The sequence below is a fragment of the Nocardioides sp. 503 genome (genome assembly GCF_004522095.1).
Lineage (GTDB): Bacteria > Actinomycetota > Actinomycetes > Propionibacteriales > Nocardioidaceae > Nocardioides.
The window spans coordinates 118,330-139,236 of sequence record NZ_SPUI01000006.1 but is presented as its reverse complement, the minus strand read 5'-3'; the positions used below and the strand labels follow the sequence as shown (position 1 = coordinate 139,236).

The 20,907-nt window shown below is 72.5% G+C and carries 22 protein-coding genes; 1 reads left to right on the top strand and 21 read right to left on the bottom strand.

Annotated elements, in window-relative coordinates; translation table 11 throughout:
- Window positions 1–34: 34 nt before the first annotated feature.
- The 6 genes from E4622_RS23240 to efp all read right to left on the bottom strand — a co-directional run bounded on the left by E4622_RS23240 (window position 35) and on the right by efp (window position 5,511).
- On the bottom strand, window positions 35–1,492 hold the full coding sequence (locus tag E4622_RS23240) for a hypothetical protein (protein WP_245156115.1): 1,458 nt from the start codon (window positions 1,490–1,492) through the stop codon (window positions 35–37).
- A 64-nt stretch (window positions 1,493–1,556) separates the two neighbouring features.
- On the bottom strand, window positions 1,557–2,240 hold the full coding sequence (locus E4622_RS18130; RefSeq protein WP_134741655.1) for a hypothetical protein: 684 nt from the start codon (window positions 2,238–2,240) through the stop codon (window positions 1,557–1,559).
- A 44-nt stretch (window positions 2,241–2,284) separates the two neighbouring features.
- The gene (locus E4622_RS18125; RefSeq protein WP_134741654.1) at window positions 2,285–3,661 is read right to left on the bottom strand and encodes an NAD(P)/FAD-dependent oxidoreductase; all 1,377 of its coding nucleotides are present in this window, start codon (window positions 3,659–3,661) and stop codon (window positions 2,285–2,287) included.
- 36 nt (window positions 3,662–3,697) lie between these two features.
- Window positions 3,698–4,495: a DUF1206 domain-containing protein gene (locus E4622_RS18120; protein ID WP_167736152.1), complete on the bottom strand. Its 798-nt coding sequence runs from the start codon at window positions 4,493–4,495 to the stop codon at window positions 3,698–3,700.
- 31 nt (window positions 4,496–4,526) lie between these two features.
- The gene (gene nusB / locus E4622_RS18115) at window positions 4,527–4,934 is read right to left on the bottom strand and encodes a transcription antitermination factor NusB (RefSeq protein ID WP_134741651.1); all 408 of its coding nucleotides are present in this window, start codon (window positions 4,932–4,934) and stop codon (window positions 4,527–4,529) included.
- A 13-nt stretch (window positions 4,935–4,947) separates the two neighbouring features.
- Complete coding sequence (gene efp / locus E4622_RS18110) at window positions 4,948–5,511, bottom strand: elongation factor P (protein ID WP_091025947.1); 564 nt, start codon at window positions 5,509–5,511, stop codon at window positions 4,948–4,950.
- A 185-nt stretch (window positions 5,512–5,696) separates the two neighbouring features.
- Here efp and E4622_RS18105 point away from each other — a divergent pair, with 185 nt between their 5' ends.
- A complete protein-coding gene (locus E4622_RS18105; protein WP_134741650.1) occupies window positions 5,697–5,990 on the top strand; it encodes an excalibur calcium-binding domain-containing protein in 294 nt (97 codons plus the stop codon).
- Between the two features lie 66 nt (window positions 5,991–6,056).
- Here the strand turns inward: E4622_RS18105 and E4622_RS18100 are convergent, their stop codons facing one another.
- Genes E4622_RS18100 through E4622_RS18030 form a run of 15 tightly spaced genes read right to left on the bottom strand, consistent with a single transcriptional unit; the run spans window position 6,057 to window position 20,795 of the window.
- Window positions 6,057–6,485 (bottom strand): type II 3-dehydroquinate dehydratase, encoded by a 429-nt coding sequence (locus tag E4622_RS18100; protein WP_134741649.1) that lies wholly within the window; start codon window positions 6,483–6,485, stop codon window positions 6,057–6,059.
- The gene (gene aroB, locus E4622_RS18095) at window positions 6,482–7,582 is read right to left on the bottom strand and encodes a 3-dehydroquinate synthase (RefSeq protein WP_134741648.1); all 1,101 of its coding nucleotides are present in this window, start codon (window positions 7,580–7,582) and stop codon (window positions 6,482–6,484) included. The genes E4622_RS18100 and aroB overlap by 4 nt, the downstream gene beginning before the upstream one ends.
- Window positions 7,579–8,049, bottom strand: a complete 471-nt coding sequence (locus E4622_RS18090) for a shikimate kinase (protein WP_134741739.1) — start codon at window positions 8,047–8,049, stop codon at window positions 7,579–7,581. The genes aroB and E4622_RS18090 overlap by 4 nt, the downstream gene beginning before the upstream one ends.
- Before the next feature lie 20 nt (window positions 8,050–8,069).
- Window positions 8,070–9,248 (bottom strand): chorismate synthase, encoded by a 1,179-nt coding sequence (gene aroC / locus E4622_RS18085; RefSeq protein WP_134741647.1) that lies wholly within the window; start codon window positions 9,246–9,248, stop codon window positions 8,070–8,072.
- 40 nt (window positions 9,249–9,288) lie between these two features.
- Window positions 9,289–10,014, bottom strand: coding sequence for an A24 family peptidase (locus E4622_RS18080; protein ID WP_134741646.1), 726 nt, complete (start codon window positions 10,012–10,014; stop codon window positions 9,289–9,291).
- On the bottom strand, window positions 10,011–10,817 hold the full coding sequence (locus tag E4622_RS18075) for a shikimate dehydrogenase (protein WP_134741645.1): 807 nt from the start codon (window positions 10,815–10,817) through the stop codon (window positions 10,011–10,013). The genes E4622_RS18080 and E4622_RS18075 overlap by 4 nt, the downstream gene beginning before the upstream one ends.
- A 3-nt stretch (window positions 10,818–10,820) precedes the next feature.
- The gene (gene mltG / locus E4622_RS18070) at window positions 10,821–12,014 is read right to left on the bottom strand and encodes an endolytic transglycosylase MltG (protein ID WP_134741644.1); all 1,194 of its coding nucleotides are present in this window, start codon (window positions 12,012–12,014) and stop codon (window positions 10,821–10,823) included.
- On the bottom strand, window positions 12,007–12,468 hold the full coding sequence (gene ruvX / locus E4622_RS18065; RefSeq protein WP_134741643.1) for a Holliday junction resolvase RuvX: 462 nt from the start codon (window positions 12,466–12,468) through the stop codon (window positions 12,007–12,009). The genes mltG and ruvX overlap by 8 nt, the downstream gene beginning before the upstream one ends.
- Window positions 12,468–15,185, bottom strand: coding sequence for an alanine--tRNA ligase (gene alaS / locus E4622_RS18060; protein WP_134741642.1), 2,718 nt, complete (start codon window positions 15,183–15,185; stop codon window positions 12,468–12,470). Before alaS ends, ruvX begins: the two co-directional genes overlap by 1 nt.
- A complete protein-coding gene (locus E4622_RS18055; protein ID WP_134741641.1) occupies window positions 15,185–15,469 on the bottom strand; it encodes a DUF6167 family protein in 285 nt (94 codons plus the stop codon). Before E4622_RS18055 ends, alaS begins: the two co-directional genes overlap by 1 nt.
- 52 nt (window positions 15,470–15,521) lie before the next feature.
- A complete protein-coding gene (locus E4622_RS18050; RefSeq protein WP_134741640.1) occupies window positions 15,522–16,040 on the bottom strand; it encodes a hypothetical protein in 519 nt (172 codons plus the stop codon).
- Between the two features lie 11 nt (window positions 16,041–16,051).
- The gene (locus E4622_RS18045) at window positions 16,052–17,434 is read right to left on the bottom strand and encodes a replication-associated recombination protein A (RefSeq protein ID WP_245156101.1); all 1,383 of its coding nucleotides are present in this window, start codon (window positions 17,432–17,434) and stop codon (window positions 16,052–16,054) included.
- Complete coding sequence (locus E4622_RS18040; protein ID WP_134741638.1) at window positions 17,421–18,704, bottom strand: dipeptide ABC transporter ATP-binding protein; 1,284 nt, start codon at window positions 18,702–18,704, stop codon at window positions 17,421–17,423. The genes E4622_RS18045 and E4622_RS18040 overlap by 14 nt, the downstream gene beginning before the upstream one ends.
- Window positions 18,691–19,791 carry an ABC transporter ATP-binding protein gene (locus E4622_RS18035; protein WP_134741637.1) on the bottom strand — a complete coding sequence of 367 codons (1,101 nt, stop codon included), beginning with the start codon at window positions 19,789–19,791 and terminating at the stop codon, window positions 18,691–18,693. The genes E4622_RS18040 and E4622_RS18035 overlap by 14 nt, the downstream gene beginning before the upstream one ends.
- Window positions 19,788–20,795 carry an ABC transporter permease gene (locus E4622_RS18030; RefSeq protein WP_134741636.1) on the bottom strand — a complete coding sequence of 336 codons (1,008 nt, stop codon included), beginning with the start codon at window positions 20,793–20,795 and terminating at the stop codon, window positions 19,788–19,790. The genes E4622_RS18035 and E4622_RS18030 overlap by 4 nt, the downstream gene beginning before the upstream one ends.
- Window positions 20,796–20,907: the final 112 nt, after the last annotated feature.

The following is a 20,907-nucleotide window of genomic DNA, read 5'->3' as shown; positions in this document are numbered from 1 at the left end:
ACAGGGCCGATCACAGGACCGATCACAGAGCCGATCACAGGGCGGCCGCCATGCCCGCGCACGCCTTGAGCCAGGACATCTTGGTGGCCTCGGACAGCTGGGCGTAGGGCACCACCGAGCCCGCGACGAGCGCCGGGTCGTAGGGCACCCGGTAGACCGCCCGCGTGCGCTGCTCGTAGACCTGCACCAGGTCGTGCGCGAGCTTGCTGTCCACCTGCGGCGAGGGGTCGGAGAGGATCGTGATCGCCTTGTACTTGAGGTTCTGCATGCCGGCGTCCTGGAGGGCGTCGAGCATCCACAGCCCGCTGTAGCCGGTGTCCTCGCGGACCGTGCTCGTGACCACGAGCAGGTCGGCGGCGTCCGCGGAGGCCAGCCAGTTCTCGGCGCGCATGTTGTTGCCGGTGTCGACGAGGATCACCCGGTAGAAGCGCTCGAGCAGCCGGTGCACGGCGTTGAAGTCGTCGGCGCGGATGGTGCCGGTGACGTCGGGCCGCTCGTCCGAGGCCAGGACGTCGAAGTGCGCGTCGCCCTGGGAGCGCACGAACGCGCCGAGGTCGCCGATGCGCGACTGGTAGACGTCGCTGAAGCGCTCCAGGTCCTCGAGGAGCTCGCGCGTGGTGTTGCGGTGCGCGCTGCGGGTGCCGCGGATGCCGAGGGTGCCGCGGGTCTCGTTGTTGTCCCACGCCACGACGCCGCCGCCGCGCACGGTGCCGAAGGTGAAGCCGGCCGCGAGCACGCCGGTGGTCTTGGCGGCTCCGCCCTTGGGGTTGATGAAGGCGATGGTGCGCGGGCCGTCGAAGTCACGCTGGATGGCACGACGGTTCTCCTCGTACTCCAGCTCGCGCGGGCCCATCTTGGGCTGCACCAGCCCGCCGGTCCAGCGCCGCATCCGGCCGCGCCAGCCCCACGTCGCGGGGCCGAGCTCCTTCTCGCTGTCGCGACGGTCCAGGAAGTCGGTCGCCGACATGAACCGGCGCACCTCCGCCTCGCTCAGGTCCGGCTCCGGCGCGACCGGTGCCGGCGGCGCCGGGGCGCTGTGCACCGGCGCGGGGGGCGGGCTCGTCGGCGAGGCCTGCTGGAGCGAGGGCTGGGCGGGCGGCGCGGCGGGAGGCGTCCGCGGCGGTGCCGATGGTGCTGGCGGCGCGGAGGCGGCGTCCGGCACGGAGGTCACGAGCGGCGGGGACGTCGGCGGGGACACCCACGACGGGGGCGAGGAGGGCGGCGGTCCCACGGGCGGAGGTGAGGCCGGGGGCGGGTCGGCGAGGACCGGCGGAGCCGCGGGCGCCGCCGGCGGCGGGGTGCTCGGCGGGTCCGTGGGCGGCGGTCCCGACGGGTAGGCCGGCATGGGGTCGGTGAGCGGGTCGAACTGTGCCGGCGCGGGCGCGGCCTCCTGCTGCGCGGCGTACGCGGCCAGCTCCTCGGGGGTGTAGAGGCGGTCGCTCGTGTCGGAGACGTCGTGGTCCTCGGGGACCGGGGGCTCCTGCTGGGTCATCTGGTTCCTCCGTGTCGGGGCGACGGGTCGGCTGCTGGCGGGTGGGCGGCGGGCGGGTCGGGCGTCAGGCGGCGCACACGCGCGAGGCGGCGCGTTCGACGTCGTCCTTCGGCCCGGAGCCGCACACGTAGGTGCGCACCTTGCCGAGCGGCCGCATCAGGGTGGAGAACCTGCCCGCCAGGCGCTCCACCCGGGTGCCGTCGTTGTACGGCGCGCCGCAGAGCTTGGTGGACCAGGTGCCCCGCCTCAGCTCGCCACCACGGTAGACGACGTACTGGCGGTCCTCGTCGCTGTCGTTGCGCACGCGGATCCGGTGCGGGCCGTCCTCGGGGGGCGGACCGGTGTCGGGCCAGAGACCCAGCACCGACTCCAGCACGGCACGGCGGATGGCGGCCGGCACCTTCCCGCTGCTGGACGTGACGCGGATGGGGGTGGGGTCGTGGGCGCTGAGCATCTCGTCCTCGCCGCCGGTGCTCGTGCCGGGCGCGAGGGTGTAGGCGTTGGCGTAGACCGCCACCGACCGCACGGACTCCAGCGTCACCCGCTCGCCCGGCAGTTGGCCCCGCACGGCGCAGGGCGCGTCCGGCACGTCCACCGGCTGCGTCTCGGTGGGGGTAGCAGGCGGCGGCTGGGGCGACGCGCTGGTCGACGGGCGGGCGTCGTCCTCGCCGCCGTCGTCACCGCTGCAGCCGGTCACGAGGATCGTGCCCGCCAGCCCGACGGCGAGGGCGCGCAGCGTCGAGGACATGGGCGAAGTGTGTCCATCCGCTCGTCACTCAAACCACCTGCGTCTCAGTCGACCAGGCCGTCGAGGGCCACCTCGACGGCCCGGTGGAAGGTCGGGTAGGCGAAGTGCATCGTGCGCAGCGTCGCGATCGGGATCTCGGCGTGGACGGCGGCCGCCAGCAGCCCCAGCACCTCACCCCCGGCGGGTGCGACCGAGGACGCGCCGACCAGCACGCCGCGCTCGGCGTCGGCCACCAGCTTGATCACGCCCTCGTTGCCGGCCTGGTGGATCCAGCCGCGGCTGGACTCCGGCACCTGCGCGAGCCCGACCCGGACCTGGAGGCCGGCCTCGCGCGCCTGGTGCTCGGTCATCCCCACCGAGCCCACCTCGGGATCGGTGAACGTCACGCGACTCACCGCCCGGTAGTCGGCCCACGGCCCGTCCTCGCCGAGGACGTCGCGCACCACGACGGCCGCCTGGTACATCGAGACGTGGGTGAACTGTCCCTTGCCGGTGATGTCGCCGACCGCCCACAACCGCTCCCCGGCCCGCATCCGCTCGTCGGTCTCGACGAGCCTCAGGTCGTCGGACAGCCCGACGGTCTCGAGCCCGATGCCGCTGAGCTGGGTGCGGCGACCGGCCGCCACCAGCAGCTGCTCGGCGGACACGACGTCCCCGCCGGCCAGGGTCACGTGGAACTCCCCGTCGTGCGCGACCCGCTCGATGCGCACCCCGGCGCGGACGTCCACGCCCTCGCCGGTCAGGACGTCGTGGACGACCGCGCTGCTCTCGGGCTCCTCGGGGCCGAGGATCCGCTCGGCCACCTCCAGCAGCGTCACGCGGACCCCGAAGCGGGCGAAGGCCTGCGTCAGCTCGCACCCGATCGGCCCGCCGCCGATGACGATCAGGGACCTCGGGAGCTCGGTGACCTTCACGACCTCGCGGTTGGTCCAGTACGGCGTGCCGTCGAGGCCGTCGACGGGCAGCGTCGCGGGCACCGTGCCGGCGTTGAGGACCACCCCGCGGGTCGCGACGAGCTCGTGGGTGCTGCCGTCGGTGCCGGCGACGACGACGCGTCCGGTGCCGTCCAGGCGACCGGTCCCCCGCAGGATCCGCACCCCGGCCCCGGTGAGCCGCTCGACGTGCGCGCTGTCGTCCCAGTGGTTGGTGGCCTGCTTGTCGATGCGCTCGGCGACCAGGCGCCAGTCGGGCGTCACCTCGCCCTGGCCCGCGAGCGTCACCGCACGCCGTGCCTCGGCGATCGTGTTGGCGGCGCGGATCATCATCTTCGACGGGATGCAGCCGTAGAAGGGGCACTCGCCGCCGACCAGGCCCTTCTCGACGCCGACGACGCGCAGTCCGGCCTCGGCGAGCTTCTGGGCGGCGTACTCACCACCGGGGCCGAGTCCGATCACGACGACGTCGACCTCAGTGGCAACCATGGCGTCAGCCTGCCACGGTCGCCCCCGACGGGCGGGTCAGCTGGGCGAGTCCTGCTTGGCGCGCGCGAAGGCGAACAGACCGTAGGCGACGATGCCGAGGGCGACGAGGGTGAGCAGCACGGGGCCGAAGGGCTGGTCGAGGACCTGGTGCAGCGCCTCGTCCAGTCCCCCGGACTTCTTCGGCTCGTGGCTGGCGGCGGCGTAGACGAAGAGGCCGCCGATCACCGCGATCGAGACGCCCTTGGCGGCGTAGCCCGCCTTGCCCAGCCACTTGAAGGCCGTGCCCGTGTTGCCGCCCTGGTCCTTGCCGTCGATCTTCTTGAGGAAGCGCTCGGACCAGGCGGTGTAGATCAGCCAACCGCCGTAGCCGATGACCGCCAGCCCCGCGGCGCCCACGATCAGCTGCCCGCCGGTCACGTCCATCACCTTGGCCGTGGTCGAGTCCGTCCCGCTCTTGCCGCCCGACCCCGAGCCGGAGGCCACGCGCACGGCGCTGATGCCGACCGCGACGTACAGGACGGCCTTGCCGACGCCCACCGCGCCGGCCTTGAGCCGGTCGGAGTCGTCCTCCTCCGCGTGCCCGAGGATCGCGTCGAGGACCCGCCAGATCGCCAGCAGGAACATCCCGACGGCGACCGCCCACACCATGGCCTTGCCGAACGGCTGCTCGGCAAGCTGCTGCACCGCGCCAGAGCTCGATGCCTCACCCTCCCGGTCGCCGAAGGCGAGCTGGAGTGCCAGCCACCCGACCAGCAGGTGCACGACGCCGTAGGCCACCAGCCCTACACGTCCCGCGGTGTCCATGGCGTCCTGCCGGTCCGGCGTCGAGTTCATGGCGTGCAGCATGCCAGGCCCGCGGCCGGCCTCAGGCAGGAGTGGGGCGGTGGCGCTGGATGGCGCCCAGGATGCCGTTGACGAACGGCGGCGACTCGTCGGTGGAGAGCTCGCGCACGAGCGCCATCGCCTCGGTGACCGCGACCGTGTCCGGCACGTCGTCGGCGTAGAGCATCTCCCACACGCCCAGCCGGAGGACGTTGCGGTCCACGGCCGGCATCCGGTCGAGCGTCCAGGCCTCGGAGTGGGAGGAGAGCAGCTCGTCGATCTCGTCCTGGTGCGCGACGACGCCGCGCACGAGCGTGGCGGTGTAGTCGTTGGTCGGGCCCTCGCCGTCGGCGATGGCGCGGTCGAGCGCCTCGGTGGCGGACTCCCCGCGCATCTCCGAGGCGTAGAGGACGTCGAGCGCGCGCTTGCGGGCCTTGGAGCGAGCCCCCATCAGACGACCGCCATCAGGACTTGACGCGACCCAGGTAGGAGGAGTCGCGGGTGTCGACCTTGACCTTCTCGCCCTGGTTGATGAACAGCGGGACCTGGATCTCGTGCCCGGTCTCGAGGGTGGCGGGCTTGGTGCGGCCGGTGGCGCTGTCGCCGGCGAGGCCGGGCTCGGTGAAGGTGATCACGAGCTCGACCGACGCGGGCAGCTCCACGAAGAGCACGCGGCCCTCGTTGGTCGCCACGATCGCGTCCTGGTTCTCGAGCAGGAAGTTGGCGCCGTCGCCGAGGACCTCGGGCGAGACCTCGGTCTGCTCGTAGGTGCCGGTGTCCATGAACACGAACGACGTGCCGTCGTTGTAGAGGTACTGCATCGTGCGGCGGTCGACCGTCGCGGTCTCGACCTTGGTGCCGGCGTTGAAGGTCTTGTCGACGTTCTTGCCCGACTCGACGTTGCGGAGCTTGGTCCGCACGAACGCGGGGCCTTTGCCCGGCTTGACGTGCTGGAAGTCGACGACAGCCCAGAGCTGACCGTCGATGTTGAGCACCATGCCGTTCTTGAGGTCGTTGGTCGATGCCATGCGCGCGAGTCAGCCTTCGTGTCCGGGGGTCTGGTACGTCGCCCCGAGAGGTCTCGGGCAACAGCCGAGCAGTCTAGCCGCGCCCCGACCTCCCGCCGAACCGGTAGCCCTCGCCACTTGAGGCGTTCTCCTGCGAGACGGCGCGAACGCTGGTGCACTGCACGCAGTCAACGGATGGAGACCCCATGTCCCTCGCTCGCCCGCTTGTCGCCCTGGCGGCCGTCGCCTGCCTCTGCCTCGCCGCCCCCGCCACCGCCGCGGACGCACCGCCGGCGAAGGCCGCGGTGTCCGCCAAGGCCAAGACCTTCAAGAACTGCACGGCCCTCAACAAGGTCTACCCGCACGGTGTCGGCAAGCCGAACGCCCGCGACAAGACCTCCGGCACCCCGGTCACCAGCTTCAAGCGGAGCAAGCCGCTCTACGACGCCAACACCAAGAGCGACCGCGACAAGGACGGCATCGCCTGCGAGAAGAGGTGACCTCCGCCCGACGCCGGTGGTCGAGCAGCGAGCGCCAGCGAGCGGCCGTCGAGACCCCCGGGACGCCTAGCCCCGGGCGACGCGCTCGAGGGCCATGCGGTAGCCGTCGACCCCGTGGCCGGCGACGACCTCCACGGCGTACGGCGTGACCACCGAGGTGTGGCGGAACTCCTCGGGGCGTTGGTGGGGGTCGGAAAGGTGCACCTCGACGAGCGGGCCGGTCAGCTGGGCGCAGGCGTCGAAGATCGCGTAGGAGTAGTGGGTCCAGGCGGCGGCGTTGAGCACGACGGCGTCGCCGTCGTCGGCCGCCGCGTTGAGCCAGTCGAGCATCTCGCCCTCGTGGTTGGTCTGGCGCACCTCCACGTCCAGGCCCAGCTCGGCGCCCCACGCGACGCACCGCTCGGCGAGCTCGGCGTGCGTGGTGGTGCCGTAGATCTCGGGCTGCCGGCGCCCGAGGCGACCCAGGTTGGGGCCGTTGAGCACGAGCGCCCTCACGGCCGGGCGCCGCTCACGACGCCGAACGCGGTGCGCAGGTCCTCCTCGGACGGGCCGGCGAGGATGACCGGCCGGCCGACGTCCTCGAGCACCACGAACCGCAGCTGCGAGCCCCGCGACTTCTTGTCGACCGCCATGGCGGCGTGCAGCTCCTCGAAGTCGGCCCCGGCGTACGTCGTCGGCAGACCCACCCGCGCGAACGCCCGGCGGTGGCGGTCGGCGACCTCGGGCGCGAGCACGCCGGCGGCTCGCGCGAGCTCCGCGGCGAAGACGGCGCCGATGGCGACCGCCTCGCCGTGGCGGATCCCGTAGTCCTCGGAGCGCTCGATGGCGTGGGCCAGGGTGTGGCCGTAGTTGAGCGCCTCGCGCCCCGGGTGGCCGTCGCTGCCGCCGGTCTCGCGGAGGTCGGCCACGACGATGTCGATCTTGACCCTGATCGCGCGCTCCACCAGCTCGCGCAGCACCTCCGACCCGGCCGTCAGCGCCTCCGGCTCGGTCGTCTCGACCAGCCGCAGGATCTCGGGGTCGGCGACGAAGCCGCACTTGACCACCTCGCCCAGGCCCGCGACCAGCTCCTCGCGCGGCAGCGTCGCGAGCAGCCCCAGGTCGCAGAGCACGCCGGCGGGCTCGTGGAAGCTCCCGACGAGGTTCTTGCCGGCGGCGGTGTTGACGCCGGTCTTGCCACCGACGGCCGCGTCCACCATCGCGAGCAGCGTGGTGGGGACGTGGACGACGCGGACCCCGCGCAGCCAGGTGGCCGCCACGAAGCCGCCGAGGTCGGTGGTGGCGCCGCCGCCGAAGGTGACGACCGCGTCGGAGCGGGTGAACCCCGCCTCCCCCAGCGCCTCCCAGCAGTCGTTGGCGACCGAGGAGGTCTTGGCGCGCTCGCCGTCGGGCAGCCCCAGCGCGAGCACGTCGTAGTGCTCGCGCAGCGCCTCGAGCACCGGCTCGGCCTGCTCCCCCAGCGCGCCGGCGAAGAGCAGCGCCACGCGCTGGACGTCCTCGCCCAGGATCGCGGGCAGCCGCCCGGCGAGGTCCTCGCCCACGACCACGTCGTAGGGCGAGGCGCCGCCGACGTGCAGCACGCTGGCGCTCACGGCAGCGCCCTCTCGATCTCGGCCACGATGTCCTCCGGGGAGCGCTGGTCGGTGTCGACGGTGAGGTCCGCGACGGCGGCGTAGACGGGGGCCCGCTCGTCGAGCAGGGCCTTGATGCGCGAGCGCACGTTGCCCAGCAGCAGCGGGCGACCGGTGCCGAGCCCGACGCGCTTGACCGCCTCGGACAGGCCGACCTGCAGGAAGACGACCTGGTGGTCGACCAGCAGCTCCCGGGTGTCGGGGTCGAGGACCGCGCCGCCGCCCAGCGACACGACGCCGTCGTGCTCGGCCAGCACCGCGGCCACCGTGGCCTTCTCGAGCGCCCGGAAGTGCTGCTCGCCGGAGTCGACGAAGATGTCGGAGATCGAGCGCCCCTCGCGGGCCTCGATCTCGGCGTCGATGTCGCGCGCGGTCAGGCCGAGCGCGTCGGCGAGGAGCGGGCCGACCGTCGACTTGCCCGAGCCCATGGGGCCGACGAGGACGACGCTCACCGGTACCTCAGCGTGTCGAGGTAGCCCTGCACGTTGCGCCGGGTCTCCTGCACGGAGTCGCCGCCGAACTTCTCCACGACGGCGTCGGCCAGCACCAGGGCGACCATCGCCTCGGCGACGATCCCGGCGGCGGGCACGGCGCACACGTCGGAGCGCTGGTGGTGCGCGACCGTGGCCTCACCGGTCGCGACGTCGACGGTGCGCAGCGCCCGAGGCACGGTGGCGATCGGCTTCATCGCCGCGCGCACGCGCAGGACCTCGCCGGTGGTCATGCCGCCCTCGGTGCCGCCGGAGCGGCCCGACGTGCGCCGGATGCCCTCGTCGGTCGGCACGATCTCGTCGTGGGCGAGCGAGCCGGGGGTGGCGGCGAGAGCGAAGCCGTCGCCGACCTCGACGCCCTTGATCGCCTGGATGCCCATCAGCGCGCCGGCGAGCCGGGAGTCCAGGCGGCGGTCCCAGTGGACGTGCGAGCCCAGACCCGGCGGCAGCCCGTGGACGACGACCTCGACGACGCCGCCGAGGGTGTCGCCGTCCTTGTGTGCCTGGTCGATCGCCGCGACCATCGCGGCCGAGGTGGCGGCGTCGAGGCAGCGGACGGGGTCCTCGTCGAGGCGCGCGACGTCGTCGGCGTCGGGCCACAGGCCGTCGGGGGCGCGGACGCCGCCGAGCTCGATGACGTGGGAGACGACCCGGGCGCCGGTCGCCTGCTCGAGGAAGTTGGACGCCACCCGGCCCAGGGCCACGCGGGCGGCCGTCTCGCGTGCGGAGGCGCGCTCGAGGATCGGCCGAGCGTCGTCGAAGTCGTACTTCTGCATGCCGGCCAGGTCGGCGTGGCCCGGACGGGGCCGGGTGAGCGGCGCGTTGCGGGCCATGGACTCGAGCTCGGCGGGGTCGACCGGGTCGGCCGACATCACCCGCTCCCACTTGGGCCACTCGGTGTTGCCCACCTGCAGCGCGACCGGGCCGCCCTGGGTGAGCCCGTGGCGTACGCCGCCGGTGATCGTGACCTGGTCCTGCTCGAACTTCATCCGGGCGCCGCGGCCGTAGCCGAGCCGCCGTCGGGCGAGGGAGTCGGCGATGTCGTCGGAGGTCACCCGCACATGGGCGGGGAGCCCCTCGAGGATCGCGACCAGGGACGGGCCGTGGGACTCGCCCGCGGTGAGCCAACGCAGCATGGGGGCAGTCTTTCATTGACCGCCCCGCCCGCCGCGCCGGTCACCCCTCCACGAGACTGCGCAGCACCGGCTCGCCCACGGCGATGCCCGCCAGGGCGCCCACCAGCATGAACGGACCGAAGGGGAACGCTCGACGGTCGACGACGCGCAGCAGCGCGAGCAGGCCCCCGCCGAGGCCGCCCAGCAGGAAGCCGGCGTAGAGGCCGACGAGCAGCTCGCCCCACCCGAGGTGGCCCAGGGCGATGCCGAGGATCCCCGACAGCCGCACGTCGCCGTAGCCGAGGCCGGCAGGGTGAACGAACCACAGCAGCAGGAACGACCCACCGGCGATCAGCCACCCCCATCCCGCTCGCACCAGGTCGTCGACGTCGCCGGTGACGGCGGCGACGACGAGCACCAGCCCCACGGTGAGCACGTACGTCGGCGCGATCACCCTCGTCGGCAGCAGCGAGGTCCGCCAGTCGATCACCGCGAGCGCCACGCAGATCGGGACGAGCGGGACCAGGTAGAGCAGCGGCCAGTGCGCGCCGACCACGGCGCCGATGACCGCACCCGCGAGCGCGGCGGCCAGCGCCGCCTTCGCCGCCAGCCCGGGACGCGCCGCGACCGCGGCGTAGGTCTCCTTGGCGGCGGGCGGCTCCCCCGTCGGCTCGGCCGGCGGCTCCGGCGGCGGCTCGGGCACGCGTCGCACCAGCTCCGGCACCAGCAGGCCCAGGGCGCAGCACGCGGCCATGACCAGGAACAGGCTGGCGGGGGCCTGCGTCACGGAGCCGGCCGCACCGCACGGTCGGCGAGGGCGGCCTCCCCTGCGTCCCGCATGGCCGACAGCGGCGCGGCGAGGCCGGTGAACAGCTCGAACTGCAGCGCGGCCTGGTGCACCAGCAGGTCCAGGCCCCCCACCAGGGGGCGCGAGCCCGCGCTCGCGGCCAGCGGGGTGGGCCACGGGTCGTAGAGCACCTCGAAGAGCACCGGCACGTCCGCGGCGCGGCGGATGAGCTCCGGAGTCTGGGCCGAGGCCGGCACGGTGGAGACCAGCACCTCCCCGGTCGGTACGTCGCCGAGCGCGCCGACGCGCACCTCGGGCCCGGACGGGTGGCGGGCGATCGCGGCGAGGGTCTCCTGCGCCCGCTCGGCCGACCGCGCGAGCACGGTGACCCTCGTCGCTCCCAGCTCGCACAGCGCCAGGCCGGTCGAGGCCGCGGTCGCGCCGCCGCCCAGCACGGTGCCGGCGCGCACCGGACCGTCGTACCGCTCCCGGACGGCGGCCACGGCACCCGGAAGGTCGGTGTTGTCGGCCAGCACCCGGCCGTCAGCGACGACCACGGTGTTGGCCGCGCCCACCAGCCGGACCCGGTCGGTGACCTCGTCGGCGAGCGGGACCGCCTCCCGCTTGAGCGGCATCGTCAGCGACAGGCCGCGCCAGTCACCGCGCAGCAGCTCGGGCAGCCCGCCCGGGCCGACCCGCACGGCGTCGTAGGTCCAGTCCAGGCCGAGCGCCGCGTAGCCGGCCCGGTGCAGCACCGGGGACAGCGAGTGGGAGATCGGGTCCCCCAGGACGGCGCACCTCACGGGTCAGCAGGCGTCCGACGTGGTGCAGTACTCGGTGAACTCGGCCTTGTAGTCGAGGAACTCGTCGTAGCTCTCCGCGAACTTGGTCTCGCCGGTCTTGAGGTTGACGGTGACGTAGTAGTACCAGTCGCCCTTGGCCGGCTCGGTGGCCGCCTGGATGGCGGCGTCGCCGGGCGCCTCGATGGGACCGGGGGGCAGGCCCTTGACCTCGTGGGTGTTGTAGGGCGAGTCCACCTGCTTGTCCTCCTCGGTGATCGCGACCCCGAGGTTGCGGCCCAGCGCGAAGTTGACGGTCGCGTCGATCTGGAGCAGGCCGACCGTGCCGGCCGTCCCCTCGTTCTCCAGCCGGTTGTAGATCACCCGGGCGACCTTGGCCATGTCCTTGGGGCGCGCCTCCGCCTCGGTGAGGCTGGCGATCGTCATCAGCTCCTGCTCGGTGTAGCCGAGCCGCTCGGCCGCGCCGGCCAGGTCGGCGTCCTCGGCCGCCTGCTTCCAGCGGTCGACCATCTGGCGCAGCAGGTCCGCGGGCGTGGAGCCCGGAGCCACGATGTAGGTCGCCGGGAACAGGTAGCCCTCGGGGTTGCCGCCGGCGAACTCGGGCAGGCCCAGCGCCTCGGCGTCGCCCAGCGCACGGCGGATCCCCTTGGCCTTGAAGGCGGTCTTGTCGACCATGACCTCGACGATCTGGTCGACGGTCAGGCCCTCGGGGAAGGTGACCTTCTCGACGCCCTTGTTGACGTTGTCCGGGTCCACGAGGATCTTGACGACGTCGGCGGCCTTCATCTCCTTCTGCAGCGAGAAGTAGCCGGCCTGGATGCTGGTGGCGTCCGGGTTGGAGCTCGCAGCGGCGGTGAAGGCGTCCACGGAGGCGACCACGCCGGCCTCCTTGAGGTTGCGCCCCATGTCGGCGACGCTGTCGCCGCTCACGACCTGGAAGGTGACCCGGCCGCTGCCGGGGCCGGGGTAGTCCTCGGCCTCGCCGAACTGGTCCTCGAGAAAGTCCATCCCCCGGGTGACGCCGAAGTAGAGGAGTCCGGCGATCACGGCCAGGACCACGAGCACCGGGATGCACCCGGAGACGCCGCGCCGCTTGCGACGGCGCGCGCCTCCGGCGGGGGCCTCGTAGACGTCGTCGACGAAGGAGCCCTCGTCGGTCTCGGGTCGGTCGTCCACGGGGTCGTTCACTGGGTCATTCATGGGTCTCCTCCACGATCTCACCCGGCGCGAGGCCCGAGGCGCGTTCGGTGTCGAGCGCGTGCTGCAGGATCAGGACGGCGGCCGCCATGTCGACCACGGCACGCCGTTTGCGGCCCTGGTGGCCACGGTCGCGCAGCATAGCCTCCGCGGACACCGTGGTCAGACGCTCGTCGCACAGCCGGACCGGCACGGGCGCGACGCGACGGGCCAGCTGACCTGCGAACTCGCGCACCTTGGCGGCCGACGGGCCCTCTCCGCCCGACAGCGAGCGGGGCAGGCCGACCACCACCTCGACGGCCTCCTCCTCGGCCAGGATCTGTTGGATCCGGCGCAGGTCACCCCTGCCGCGGCGCACCGTCTCCACCGGGGTGGCCAGGAAGCCGGAGGGGTCGCTGCGGGCGACCCCGATCCGGGCGTCCCCGGGGTCGAGGCCGAGCCGCACGCCGAAGCGCATCAGCTGCGCGCCACCTCGGTGGGCACCAGCGCGAGTGCCTCGTCGATGCGCGACGCGTCGGTGCCACCACCCTGCGCGACGTCGTCCTTGCCGCCGCCCTTGCCGCCGAGCAGCGGTCCGACGGCGCGCACCAGCGTGTTGGCCGACAGCCCTCGCGAGCGGGCCTCGTCGTTGACCGCGGCGACGACGGCGACCTTGGCGTCGGCGCCGGTCCCGGTCGAGCCGATGATGACGACCACGCCGGGCTCGGAGGGGCTCATCCGGCTGCGGACGTCGAGCGCGAGCCTGCGTACGTCGCCACCGCTCGCCCCGTCGGCGCGCTGCGCGACCACGTTGACGTCGCCCACCCGGGTGGCCGCGCCCGCGAGCTGCGCCGCGCCGGCCAGGAGCTGTGCGACCCGGCCCTTCTCGAGCTCCTTCTCGGCCTGCCGGAGCCGCTCGACGAGGTCGGACACGCGGCCGACCAGGTCGTCGGGCTGGGTCTTGAGCAGGCCCGTGAGCTGCCCGACCACGTCGCGCTCCCGGGCGAGGTAGGCGAAGCCCTCCACCCCGGTGAACGCCTCGATGCGGCGGTTGCCCGAGCCCACCGACGCCTCGCCGGTGACCACGATGGTGCCGATCTGGGACGAGTGCGACACGTGGGTGCCACCGCACAGCTCGCGCGACCAGGGGCCGCCGATCTCCACCACGCGCACCTTCTGGTCGTCGTAGGTCTCGCCGAACAGCGCGATCGCGCCCCACTCCTTGGCCTCGGGCAGCGTCATGTACTGCCACCCCACCGGGAGGTCGGCGCGCAGCGCCTCGTTGGAGACCTGCTCGATGTCGCGGACCTGCTGCGGTGAGAGCCCGCTGGTCCACCCGAAGTCGAGACGCAGGTAGCCGGGACGGTTGTAGGAGCCGGACTGCAGCGCGCTGGGGCCGAGCACCTCCCGCAGCGCGGCGTGCACGACGTGGGTGCCGGAGTGCGCCTGGCGGGCACCGACGCGCCACTCCGGGTCGACCTTGGCGTGCAGCGACGAGCCCGGGACGAGCTCCCCGTCCACGACCCGCACCTGGTGGACGACGAGGCCACGCACCGGACGCTGGACGTCGAGCACCTCGAGCCGGCCGCCGTCGAACTCGATGGTCCCCGCGTCCGCGACCTGGCCGCCGGACTCGGCGTAGAACGGCGTGCGGTCGAGGACGAGCTCGCCGACCTCGCCCTGGGCCAGCGAGGTCGCCGGCGCCCCGCCGACGAGCAGCGCGAGCGCGCTCGACTCGGTCTCCTCGGTCTCGTAGGCGACCCAGTCGGTGGGCCCGTGGGAGTCCAGGATCCCGCGGTAGACCGAGGTGTCGGCGTGCTGGCCCTTCTTCGAGCGGGCGTCGGCCTTGGCCCGCTCGCGCTGCTCGGTCATCAAGGCCCGGAAGCCGGCCTCGTCGACGCTGAGCCCGGCCTCGGAGGCCATCTCCAGCGTCAGGTCGATCGGGAAGCCGTAGGTGTCGTGGAGCGCGAACGCACGGTCCCCCGCCAGCGTGGTGGACCCGCTGGCGCGGACCTCGCCCGCGGCGAGGTCGAAGATCTGCGTGCCGGCCTGGAGGGTCTTGCGGAACGCCTCCTCCTCGGCGAAGGCGACCCGCGCGATGCGGTCCCAGTCGTGGTGGAGCTCGGAGTAGGTCTCCCCCATCCGGTCCCGGCTGACGGGCAGCAGCTCGGGCAGCGCGGGGTCCTCGTAGCCGAGCAGGCGCATCGAGCGCACCGCTCGCCGCAGCAGACGGCGCAGGACGTAGCCCCGCGCCTCGTTGCCGGGGGTGACGCCGTCGGCGATGAGCATCATCGAGCTGCGCACGTGGTCGGCCACGACGCGGAACCGCACGTCGTCCTCGTGGTCCTTGCCGTAGGTGCGACCGGTGAGCGCCATCGCGCGCTCGATCACCGGGAACATCACGTCGATCTCGTACATGTTCTGCTTCTGCTGGAGCAGGAACGCGACCCGCTCGAGACCCATGCCCGTGTCGATGTTGCGCTTGGGCAGCGAGCCGTGGATGTCGAAGTCGTCCTTGCTGCGCACGGCGCTGAGCTCGTCCTGCATGAAGACGAGGTTCCAGATCTCGAGGTAGCGGTCCTCGAGCTCCGTGGGCATGACCAGGCGCGACGTGGTGCCGAACTCGCCGTCCGGGCCGAACTCCGGCCCGCGGTCGTAGAGGATCTCCGAGCACGGCCCGCCCGGCCCGGGCACGCCCATGGACCAGTAGTTCTCGCGCTTGCCCAGCTTGACGATGCGCTCCTCGGGCAGGCCGGTGACCTTCATCCAGAGCGCCACCGCCTCGGGGTCGTCGACGTAGACGCTCGGCCAGAGCCGGCTCTCCTCGAGCCCGAAGCCGCCGTCGGCCTGCGACCTGGTGACCAGGTCCCAGGCGAGCTGGATCGCGCCCTCCTTGAAGTAGTCGCCGAAGGAGAAGTTGCCGCACATCTCGAAGAACGTGCCGTGCCGCGTGGTCTTGCCGACGTCCTCGATGTCGGGGGTGCGCACGCACTTCTGCACGCTCACCGCACGCTCGTACGGCGGCGTCTCCTGGCCGAGGAAGTACGGCTTGAACGGCACCATGCCGGCGTTGACGAACAGCAGGTTCGGGTCGTCGAGCAGGAGCGACGCCGACGCCACCGCCTGGTGGGCCCCCACGGTCTCGTTGCGCTCGAAGTGAGCGACGAACCGTCGGCGGATCTCCGCGGTGTCCATCAGCTGGTGCCTTCCTGTCCTGTGATCTGGTGCGTGGTGGTGGTGCTTGCGGCGGTGAGCTCGGGGGTCCCATCGGGCACCAGGCCGAGCCGCTCCCGCAAGTCGGTTTCCGCGTCGGCCTTGCCCTGCGCGACCTCGTCGCGGAACATCCGGGCCCCGACGAAGGCGGCGCCCACCCGGTCCCGGAGCCCGTCGGGCGTGAGCGCCTCGGCGGCGCGCCGGCCCCGGACCATGGCGTAGACGCCGGCTCCGGCCCCGGCGACGAACCAGAGGCCCCGCCTCATGCCGGGGCCCCCGCGGCGTCGGGAGCGCAGCGAGCGAGGTCGTGGGGTGAGCTCATGCGGCGGAGTCCTCGTCGACGTCGGCCCGCTGCCGGGCCTCCCACTCACGGCGAGCGGTCTTGAGGTCGGCGCGCCGCTGCTTGCGCGAGCGCTTGACCTCACGCCGCATCTCGAAGCGGATCCGGTGGCGGGTCTCGGGGGCGAGTGCGCGCCGCAGCCCGGCGACCAGGGAGGCCGCCTGCACCACGCTCTCGCGCAGCACGAGGTCGGCGAACACCGGTGCAGGGACGACGGGGGCCGGCTCGTCCGGGGTGCCGATGCGGGTGATGACGTAGTCGCTGGTGTCCGCCTCGGGTCGGCCGGGCGCCGGCACGGCCGCGGCCTCGTCCAGCCGGCGGGCGATCTCAGCCACCTGGTCACGCAGCCGGGCGGCCTCGGCCTGGGCGGCCGCCCGGTCGCGGGCGGACCGACGTCGGCCGCGGACGGTGATGAGGACGAGGACGACCCCCAGCAGGAGCACCACGACGACCGCGGACACGATGGTCCACGCCGGCACGGTCCAGTCCTCGCTCACAGTCGTCGACCCTATCGCGGGGGTGTGGGGCCCTCACCGCGGATCAGGCGCCGGATGCGCTCCCACCGCTCCTTGACCGCGGCCTCGGCGCCCAGGCTGGTCGGGCGGTAGTACTCGGCGTCGCGCACGACGTCGGGCGCGTACTGCTGCTCCGCGACGCCGTAGGGCTCGTCGTGGCTGTACTTGTAGGTCTTGCCGTGGCCGAGCTTCTTGGCTCCGGAGTAGTGGGCGTCGCGCAGGTGCGGTGGCACCGGCCCGATCTTGCCGGCACGCACGTCGGCGCTCGCCGCGTCGATCGCCGAGATGACGGCGTTCGACTTCGGCGCGACGGCGAGCGCGATCACCGCCTGCGCCAGGTTGAGCCGCGCCTCCGGCATGCCGATGAGCTGGACGGCCTGCGCCGCGGCCACCGCGGTGGTGAGCGCGGTGGGGTCCGCGAGCCCGATGTCCTCGCTGGCCAGGATCACCAGGCGCCGGGCGATGAACCGGGGATCCTCCCCCGCCTCCATCATCCGGGCGAGGTAGTGCAGGGCGGCGTCGGCGTCGGAGCCGCGGACGGACTTGATGAACGCGCTCGTGACGTCGTAGTGCTGGTCGCCCTGGCGGTCGTAGCGCACCGCCGCCTGGTCCACGGCCGTCTCCGCGGTGGAGAGGTCCACGGTGTCGCTGCCGCGCGCCGACGCGGCCCCCGCCGAGGCCTCGAGGTAGGTCAGCGACCGGCGGGCGTCACCGCCGGCGAGTCGGACCAGGTGGTCGAGCGCGTCGGGCTCGACGGTGAAGCGGCCGGCCAGACCCCGCTCGTCGGTGATGGCCTGGTCGAGGACGCGGCGTACGTCGTCGTCGGTCAGCGACTCCAGCCTCAGCAGGAGGCTGCGCGAGAGCAGGGGCGAGATCACCGAGAAGAACGGGTTCTCGGTGGTGGCCGCGACCAGCGTGACCCACCGGTTCTCCACGCCCGGCAGCAGGGCGTCCTGCTGCGCCTTGCTGAAACGGTGCACCTCGTCGACGAACAGCACGGTCTCGCGGCTGGCGTTGACGAGCTCCGCGCGAGCCGCGTCGATCGCGGCGCGGACCTCCTTGACCCCGGCCGAGACCGCCGACACCTCGACGAAGCGCCGGTCGGTCTGCTGGCTCAGGATCGCCGCGATCGTCGTCTTGCCGGTGCCCGGCGGTCCCCACAGCAGCAGCGACATCGACTGGTCGCCCTCGATCAGCTGCCGCAGCGGCGAGCCGGGGGCGCGCAGCTGCGACTGCCCCACGAGCTCGTCGAGCGTGCGGGGACGCATGCGCACCGCCAGGGGGGCGGAGGCATGGGTGTTGCCGGCGAGGGAGCCGGCACCGGGGCGCTGCGGCGCGGACGTGGGAGGGCCGAACAGGCCCTCAGGCTCGTCCAAGCGTCTTCGCATCCAGGTCGAACCAGGTGTCGTCGTAGCCGGGCTTGTTGGTGATCGCCGGGCTCGGGGTCGCGCCCGGGTCGGGGCTGCCGTAGGCGTCGGTGCCGAGCAGCGGCGCGGTCACCGGGGTGTCCGGGTGGTGACCGATCGGGCCCGGGAAGTGGCAGGCGACCTTGTGGCGCTTGCCGATCTGCAGCAGCGGCGGCTCGTGCTTGGCGCAGATCTCCTGCGCGATCGGGCACCGCGTGCGGAAGCGGCAGCCCGACGGCGGGTTGATCGGGCTGGGCACGTCGCCCTGCAGCCGGATCCGCTCGCGGCGACCACCGATGGCGGCCTGCTTGATGTCGGGCACGGCCGACAGCAGCGCCTGCGTGTACGGGTGGTGGGCGTTGCCGTAGATGCTGTCGCGGTCGCCGATCTCGACGATCTTGCCGAGGTACATGACCGCGATCTCGGGGCAGAAGTGCCGCACGACGGCCAGGTCGTGGGCGATGAAGAGGAACGCGACGTCGAACTCCTTCTGGATGTCCTGGAGCAGGTTGATGACCTGCGCCTGGATGGACACGTCCAGGGCGGAGACGGGCTCGTCGGCGACTAGCAGCCGGGGGTTGAGCGTGAGCGCGCGGGCGATGCCGATGCGCTGGCGCTGACCGCCGGAGAACTCGTTGGGGTAGCGGTTGTAGTGCTCGGGGTTGAGACCCACGACCTCGAGCAGCTCCTGCACCCGCGGGAGGATCTTGTCCTTAGGCACCACCTTGTGCACCTCGAGGGGCGCCCCGATGATCGAGCCGACCGTGTGCCGCGGGTTGAGCGAGGTGTAGGGGTCCTGGAAGATCATCTGGACCTGGCGCCGCATCGGCTTGAGCTCGCGGTTGCTCATCTCCGCCATGTCCTTGTCCTCGAAGAGGATCCGGCCACCGGTCGGGGTGTAGAGGCGGGTGATGAGGCGACCCGTCGTGGACTTGCCGCAGCCGGACTCGCCCACGAGGCCGAGCGAGCCGCCGTGCTGCACCTCGAACGAGATGCCGTCGACGGCCTGCACGTCACCGATCTTGCGGCGGATCAGCCCACCGGACTTGACCGGGAAGTACATCTTGAGGTTGTCGACCTCGAGCACGGAGCCGCGGGACAGGTCGAGCTCGGTCGCGGTGTTGGCCTGCTCGGCCAGCTTGTCGAAGCTCGGCACCTCGGGCACGAGCACCGGCTCGGGCTCCAAGGTCGTCTGCTCCTCGGGCACCAGCTCGTCGCGCGTGGCGTCACGCTCGGTCATCAGAGGTCTCCTCGACCATGTCAGGGGCGATCTCGGCCAGCACCTCGCGTGCGAAGACCTCGTCGGGGTTGGCCAGGTGGCAGCGCTTGAGGTGGGACGTCCCTCGCCCACCGGGCAGCAGCTCGGGCAGCGTCGTGGCGCAGAGGGCGCCGGGCACCTTGTCGGTGTGGGCGCAGCGCGGGTGGAACGAGCAGCCGCTCGGGGGGTCGAGCAAGCTCGGCGGGTTGCCCGGGATCGGGATCAGGCGCGCGTTGGTGTCGGCCGTGACGTCCGGGATGCTGGAGAGCAGGCCCCACGTGTAGGGCATCTCGGGGTGGGTGAGCAGCTCCTTGCACGCGCCGTACTCGACGCAGCGACCCGCGTACATCACCAGCACCTCGTCGGCCATCTCAGCGACGACGCCGAGGTCGTGGGTGATGATGATGACCGCGGAGTTGAACTCGCGCTGCAGGTCCTGGAGCAGGTCCAGGATCTGCGCCTGGACGGTCACGTCGAGCGCGGTCGTCGGCTCGTCGGCGATGAGGAGCGACGGGTCGTTGATCAGTCCCATCGCGATCATCGCGCGCTGCCGCATGCCGCCGGAGAACTGGTGCGGGAAGTCGTCGACCCGCTTGTCGGGCTGCGGGATGCCGACCCGGTCGAGCATCTCGATGGCCTTGCGGCGCGCGTCGCGCTTGGAGGCGGAGGGGTGGTGGACGACGTAGGCCTCGGCGAGCTGCGCGCCGACCCGGTAGAACGGGTGCAGGGCGGCCAGGGCGTCCTGGAAGATCATGGCGGCGCTGTTGCCGCGGATCTTGCGCATCCCGGACTCGTCGAGCCCGATGATCTCCTGGCCGCCGACGCGGATGGAGCCGGTGATCTTGGTGCGCTGCATGTCGTGCAGGCCGAGGACGGCCATGCTCGACACGGACTTGCCCGAGCCGGACTCCCCCACGATGCCCAGGGTCTGGCCGAGCCCCACCGAGTAGCTGAGGTCGTTGACGGCACGCACGGGCCCGTCGGGGGTCGGGAACTCGACGGTCAGGTTCTCGACGACGAGGAAGTCGTCGGTGTCGAGACGGGTCGAGGGGGTGGACGTCTGGGTCACGAGAGCCTCACGCGGGGGTCGAGGACGCTGTACACGAGATCTACCAACAGGTTACTGACGACCATCACGACGGCCCCGAACAGGGCGGTCGCCGCGACGACCTGCAGGTCCTTGGCACCGACGGCGTTGAGGCCCCACAGGCCGATGCCCTGGATCTCGAAGATCTTCTCGGTGAAGATCGTCCCGGCCAGGAGCACACCCAGGTCGATGCCGAAGACGGTCACCACCGGCACCAGCGCGCTGCGCAGGCCGTGGCGGTAGACGACGGTGCTGGCCGGAAGCCCCTTGGCCTTGGCGGTGCGGATGTAGTCCTCGCTGAGCGCCTCGACCATCGCACCGCGGGTGTAGCGGGTGTACTGCGTGCAGCCGAACAGGCCCAGGCAGAGCCACGGGAGCAGGAGCCCCGTCGCCCACTTCCAGGGGTTGTCGGTGAACGGCGTGTAGCCGCTGCTGCCCAGCACGGGTATCTCGAACACCAGGGTGCAGTAGATCCACGCCAGGAGCGCGAAGAGGTAGTAGGGCACCGAGCTCACGACCAGGAAGGTGCTGACCAGCACCTTGTCGGTGAGTGAGCCGCGCCGTCTCGCGGCCGCCACCCCGATGGGGATGCCGAGCGCGAGGTAGAGGAAGGCACCGCCGGCAGCGACGGAGACCGTCGCGGGCATGCGCTTGACGAGGTCGTCCCAGACCAGCGTGTTGTTCTTGAACGAGTAGCCCAGGCACGGGGCGTCGCAGTCGATCTTCTGGGTGCCGACCGTCAGCTCGCGCCCGACGAAGACGCCCTTGACGTACTTGCCGTACTCCTCGTAGATCGGGTTGTTGTACCCGAGGCTCTCCTCGAAGTTCGCAAGCCGCTCCTCGGTGCACTTGCCGCCGGTCTTCGACTCACAGACGGGCCGCGCCGGGGACTCGGGACCGAACCAGAACAGGGCGAAGACGGCCATCGAGATCAAGACGACCACGACGAGTCCGGCCAGCAGCCGCTTGACGATGTAGGCGAACATCCAGGGGACCTTTCAGCGTGTGCCGAGGCACGTGGGAGCCGGGGCCGGGGGCCGGGCGCTGGTGCGCCCGACCCCCGACCGTCGGTCATGCGGCGGAGCTGCTACTCCGGAC